Raw genomic sequence first — 753 nt, forward strand, 5'->3', positions numbered from 1 at the left:
ACGAGCTGGTGTTTCAACAGTAACTTTTTCAGGAGTTTTATCTGTACCAGGCTCAGTGATTGTTCCTGGACCTGAGATATTATCGTCTGGCAACTCGCTATTTGGAACTGTACCCTTACCATTTTGTCCAATTTCTACTCTAATTGGATTTCCATCTTTTCCTGGAATTTCAACTATCGTTCCTGGTGGGTATATTGACCCATCTGGTTTCTTAGGCGTTACTGTTACTTCCCCTGTATTTGGATCTTGATCTAATACTATTGCCGGTGTTAAACGAGCTGGTGTTTCAACAGTCACATTTTCAACAGGTTTATTCGGTTCTGCTATCTTAGCATTACCTGATGTTTTTCCGTCTGGTAATTCACTATTTGGAACTGTCCCCTTACCATTTTGTCCAATTTCTACTCTAATTGGATTTCCATCTTTTCCTGGAATTTCAACTATCGTTCCTGGTGGGTATGTTGACCCATCTGGTTTCTTAGGTGTTACTGTCACGTCTCCTGTATTTGGATCTTGATCTAGTTCAACCGTTGGTGTCTTACGGGCTGGTGTTGTTACATCAACTGGATTAGATGGTCTCTTATTCGGCTCTGTTACGATACCTTTTCCTGATTTATCAGTTTTTGGAAGTTTATCGTTTGGAACTGTTCCTGAACCGTCATTTCCAATCACTACCTCAATTGTTGTATTATTATCACCTGGAATAACTACCTTCGTTCCTGGTGGATATGCTGAGCCATCTGGTTTCTTAGG

The 753-nt window shown here is 40.6% G+C and carries 1 protein-coding gene; it reads right to left on the reverse strand.

The window, feature by feature from the left end; translation table 11 throughout:
• Positions 1-753 (reverse strand): hypothetical protein (locus tag HT685_RS09905; protein ID WP_173279067.1); only part of this gene is annotated, 753 nt, incomplete at both ends.

It is taken from the genome of Streptococcus sp. 5004 (assembly GCF_013276755.1).
Classification (GTDB): domain Bacteria; phylum Bacillota; class Bacilli; order Lactobacillales; family Streptococcaceae; genus Streptococcus.